Here is a 4,127-nt window from a genome sequence, read left to right on the forward strand (position 1 = left end):
CGCCGCCCTTGCCCGCGCAGGCGCCGCCCGGACGCGACCCGTTCACGCTGGGACGCCGCGCCCGCCCGTCCGATGACGAGCGCGGGGCACGGCCGCTGGCGGGTTATGCGTGGGCGCTGTGCTATTGCGCCGTGGCCACGGCGCTGTCGGCGCTTGCGTTCCCGACGCTGCACCAGACCAACATCGTCATGCTCTTTCTGCTGGCGGTGGCCGCAGTGGCGCTGCGCCACGGGCGCGGGCCGGCCGCGCTGGCGTCCGTCGTCAGCGTGGGACTGTTCGACTTTTTCTTCGTGCAGCCGCTGTCGTCGTTCGCCGTGTCGGACGTGCAGTACCTGCTGACCTTCGGCGTGCTGCTGGGCGTGGGGCTGCTGATCGGCCAACTTACGGCCGGCCTGCGGCTGCAGGCGCAGGCCTCGGTCAAGCGCGAGGCCGATGCGCGCAGCCTCTACGAGTTCGCGCGCGAACTATCGTCCGCCCTGCTGCCCGAGCAGATCGTCGCGTTGGCTGGCTCGTTCGTGCATGCCACGTTCGGCGCACGCTGCTCGCTCTACATCCTGGGCCTGGATGACCGCCTGAAACTCGCCTCGCCCGCCAGCGACCAAACGCCCGCGCCGGAATCGGCGCTGGCGCAGTGGGTGTACGACCACGGCCAGCCCGCGGGCGCGGGCACGGCCACCCTGTCGAACAGCGCGTTGCTGTACCTGCCGCTCAAGGCCCCCATGCGCACTCGGGGCGTGCTGGTGTTGGATGCACCCCGCCGCAGCCTCTACGCAAATCCCGACACACGCCGCCAGGTCGAGGCCTACGCCACCTTGATCGCCATTGCGCTGGAACGCCTGCATTACGTCGAAGTGGCGCAGCAGGCCGTCGTCAGCATGGAATCCGAAAAGCTGCGCAACTCGCTGCTAGCCGCGGTGTCGCACGACCTGCGCACGCCGCTGACCAGCCTGGTCGGCATGACCGATACGCTGATGCGCCAGCAGCACGCGCTGCCCGACAGCGTGCGCGACACCGTGCGCGCCATGCGCGATCAGGCGCTGCGCATGCACGCGCTGGTCGTCAACCTGCTGGACATGGCGCGGCTGCAAAGCCGCGATGCGCCGCTGCGCATGGAGTGGCAATCCATCGAGGAGCTGGTTGGCGCCGCGCTGGCCGCCATGCGCGAACCGCTGGCGGGCCGCAAGATCGACGTTTCGCCCCTGTCGGCGCTGCCGCTGGTGGAATGCGACGGCGTGCTGATCGAGCGCGTGCTGTGCAACCTGCTGGAGAATGCCGCCAAGTACACCCCGGCCGGCAGCACGTTGCGCGTCCACGCCTACGTGCATGAAGACGGGATACGCACGGCCGGGATGCACGAGGCCGAGGTGCAAACGGCTGAAACGCACGCGGCTGCAACGTACACGACTGTTCCGCACAAGGCCGAAATGCGCGTGGCCATCACCGACAACGGTCCCGGCGTCGCGCCGGGCGCAGAACGCCGCATCTTCGAAAAATTCACGCGCGGCGAGCGCGAGTCCGCCACGCCCGGCGTCGGCCTGGGTCTGGCCGTGTGCGAAGCCATCGTTGCCGCCCATCACGGCCGCATCTGGGTCGAACACGCGCCGGGCCAGGCCAGCGGCGCGCAGTTCGTCTTCAGCCTGCCGCTGGGCGCCCCGCCCCCGATCCAACCCGAAACCGCCTGAGTCCGCGCCATGTTCGATTTTCAGCCCATAGTCCTCATCATCGAAGACGACGCCAACATCCGGCGGTTCGTCCGCCAGGCGCTGGAAAGCGAAGGCTGCGTGGTGCACGAGGCCGACACGGTCAAACGCGGCCTGATCGAGGCCGGCACCCGCCAGCCGGACGCGATCGTGCTCGACCTTGGCCTACCCGACGACGACGGCATGACCCTGATCCGCGAGCTGCGCGGCTGGACCGAAGTGCCGGTGCTGGTGCTGTCCGCGCGTAGTGCCGAGGCCGACAAGGTGGCGGCGCTGGACGCGGGGGCCGACGATTACCTGGCCAAGCCTTTCGGCGTGAGTGAACTGCTGGCGCGCCTGCGCGTGTTGCTGCGCCGGCATGGCCGAGGCGGTGCGGGCCACGCCGCCGAAATCGCGTTTGGCGACGTGCGCGTGGACTTCTCGCGGCGCGTGGTCGAGCGTGCGGGCCAGCACGTGCACCTGACCGCCATGGAGTACCGCCTGCTTGCCGCCCTGCTGGCTCATCGCGGCAAGGTCATGACGCACCGCGAGCTGCTGCGGCAGGTGTGGGGCCCGTCCCACGTCGAAAGCAATCACTACCTGCGGATCTACATGGGCCATCTGCGCCAGAAGCTCGAGGCCGACCCGGCGCAACCGGTGTTCCTGCTGACGGAGATCGGGGTAGGTTATCGCTTCGCGGGCTGAGCAGACGCGTTCAACGCCGGCTTCGATAGACGTCATTTCAAAGCCCGCCTTTTGAAGCCCGCTTTTTGATGCGCCCTTTACGCGCAGGCCGCGAGTCTTGTCTCGCGCTTTATGCCGATCCTCCTATTGTTGCGGTCCGCTCAACACCAGGAGGCTTCACATGCCCCGCACCCCCCTCGCCGCGCTGGCGCTGCTTTCCCTCATTCCCATGGCGCAGGCCGCCGACGCCCCCAACGCCGCCGATGCCGCATCGCCGTACTCGCTGACGGCCAACGTCACGCTGGCCAGCCAGTACCGCTATCGCGGCCTCATGCAAACCAACAACCAGCCCGCCATCCAGGGCGGCTTCGATCTCACGCACGCCAGCGGCTTCTACCTGGGCAATTGGAACTCCAGCATCAGCTGGCTGAACGACAGCAACCGCGACGTGTCCGCGCCCGTCGAGATGGACTTCTACGGCGGCTACAGGGGCAACCTCACGGACAGCGTGCCCGTTGACCTGGGTGTCTTGCAGTACTACTACCCGGGCGACTATCCGTCCGGCTACACCAGCCCCGACACGACCGAACTCTACGCCGGCATCGGCTACGGCCCGGTGATGTTGAAGTACTCCCTCGCGCTGACCAACCTGTTCGGCTTTGCCGACAGCAAGTACAGCCAATACTTCGACCTGTCGGGCAACTTCGATACCGGCGTCTGGGGTCTTGTCGTCAACGTTCATGCGGGCCGCCAGATCGTGCGCAACGTGGATAACGGCTCCTACACCGACTGGAAGCTGGGCGTGACCAAGGACTTCGGCCAGGGGCTGTCGGTCTCGCTGGCCTATCTGGACACCAACGCCGACCGCGCCGTCTACACCAACACGCGCGGCCGCGACATAGGCCGCGCCACGGCCCTCCTGTCCCTGACCAAGACGTTCTGAAAGGCGGCGGGCGTTGATGCCGTTTTTATACGGCGCCCCCGCATTTATCGGCAGGATTTACGGCGGCATTCCTATAGTGGAATCGTCGTCAACCACCGGATTCGCGGGTCTCCGTCTTCGGCCCCGCCCCCACACCGCCATGATTCCCCGACCGCACCGCCGCCAGGCTCCCATCGACGCCGCCCCCGCTGGCCAGCCCGCGCCACAGCCGCAATGCAGCCTGATTGCGCTGACCGTGCGCATCGATACGCTGGACGCTTTGAACGTGCGGCTGGCCTTGCACCGCGCACTGGGCGATCGCATCGGGATCTACCTGCTGTCGGTCGACCATGCGCACGCCCAAAGCACGCTCGAACTGCAATGCGAACGCGGCGAACTGGACGCCATGATGGCCGCGATCATGCGCGGCCTGCCCTGCGCTGAATTCGGTCCGGCGCGCCCGGCCGCCGCCATCACGGAGCGTTGAGCCATGGACACCCTTGCCAAACCCGCCTTCGAAGGCCTGTGGCTGCCGATGGTGACACCCCTGCGAGGCGGCCATGTGGACCTGGACGCCGCGCAGGCGCTGGCCCGCTACTACCGCAACGCCGGCATCGCCGGCCTGGTCCTCTTTGGCTCCACCGGCGAGGGCAACCTGCTCAGCATGCCCGAGAAGACCGACATGATCGAAGCCATCGCCAGCGACGCGCGTGCGCTGCCGCTGGCGCTGGGCGTGGGCGGCGTCGACACGCGGGGCGTGGCCGCCGCAGTGCGCCGGCTGGACCGCTACCCGCCCCCCCGCCACCCGGGTCCCCCCCCCTACCATCTGGGGCCCTCACACG

5 protein-coding genes are annotated in these 4,127 nt (G+C 68.2%); all 5 read left to right on the forward strand.

Annotation, left to right across the window (positions count from 1 at the left end; genetic code table 11):
• Nucleotides 1–1,682 (forward strand): DUF4118 domain-containing protein (locus B3446_RS13360; protein ID WP_291381685.1); only part of this gene is annotated, 1,682 nt, incomplete at its 5' end.
• A gap of 9 nt (nt 1,683–1,691) precedes the next feature.
• Nucleotides 1,692–2,384 carry a two-component system response regulator KdpE gene (kdpE, locus tag B3446_RS13365; protein ID WP_191577692.1) on the forward strand — a complete coding sequence of 231 codons (693 nt, stop codon included), beginning with the start codon at nt 1,692–1,694 and terminating at the stop codon, nt 2,382–2,384.
• A 160-nt stretch (nt 2,385–2,544) separates the two neighbouring features.
• Nucleotides 2,545–3,306: a TorF family putative porin gene (locus tag B3446_RS13370; protein ID WP_291381688.1), complete on the forward strand. Its 762-nt coding sequence runs from the start codon at nt 2,545–2,547 to the stop codon at nt 3,304–3,306.
• A gap of 139 nt (nt 3,307–3,445) precedes the next feature.
• Complete coding sequence (locus tag B3446_RS13375) at nt 3,446–3,772, forward strand: hypothetical protein (protein WP_291381690.1); 327 nt, start codon at nt 3,446–3,448, stop codon at nt 3,770–3,772.
• A gap of 3 nt (nt 3,773–3,775) precedes the next feature.
• The coding region (locus B3446_RS13380) for a dihydrodipicolinate synthase family protein (protein WP_291381692.1) at nt 3,776–4,127 on the forward strand (352 nt) is incomplete at its 3' end.

Origin of the sequence: Achromobacter sp. UBA5777, from assembly GCF_002418565.1 — a bacterium.
Taxonomy (GTDB): domain Bacteria; phylum Pseudomonadota; class Gammaproteobacteria; order Burkholderiales; family Burkholderiaceae_B; genus Achromobacter; species Achromobacter animicus.

Coding starts and splice junctions, on each gene's coding strand:
- kdpE (WP_191577692.1), top strand. CDS start 1,692: ATGTTCGATTTTCAGCCCATAGTCCTCATCATCGAAGACGACGCCAAC.
- B3446_RS13370 (WP_291381688.1), top strand. CDS start 2,545: ATGCCCCGCACCCCCCTCGCCGCGCTGGCGCTGCTTTCCCTCATTCCC.
- B3446_RS13375 (WP_291381690.1), top strand. CDS start 3,446: ATGATTCCCCGACCGCACCGCCGCCAGGCTCCCATCGACGCCGCCCCC.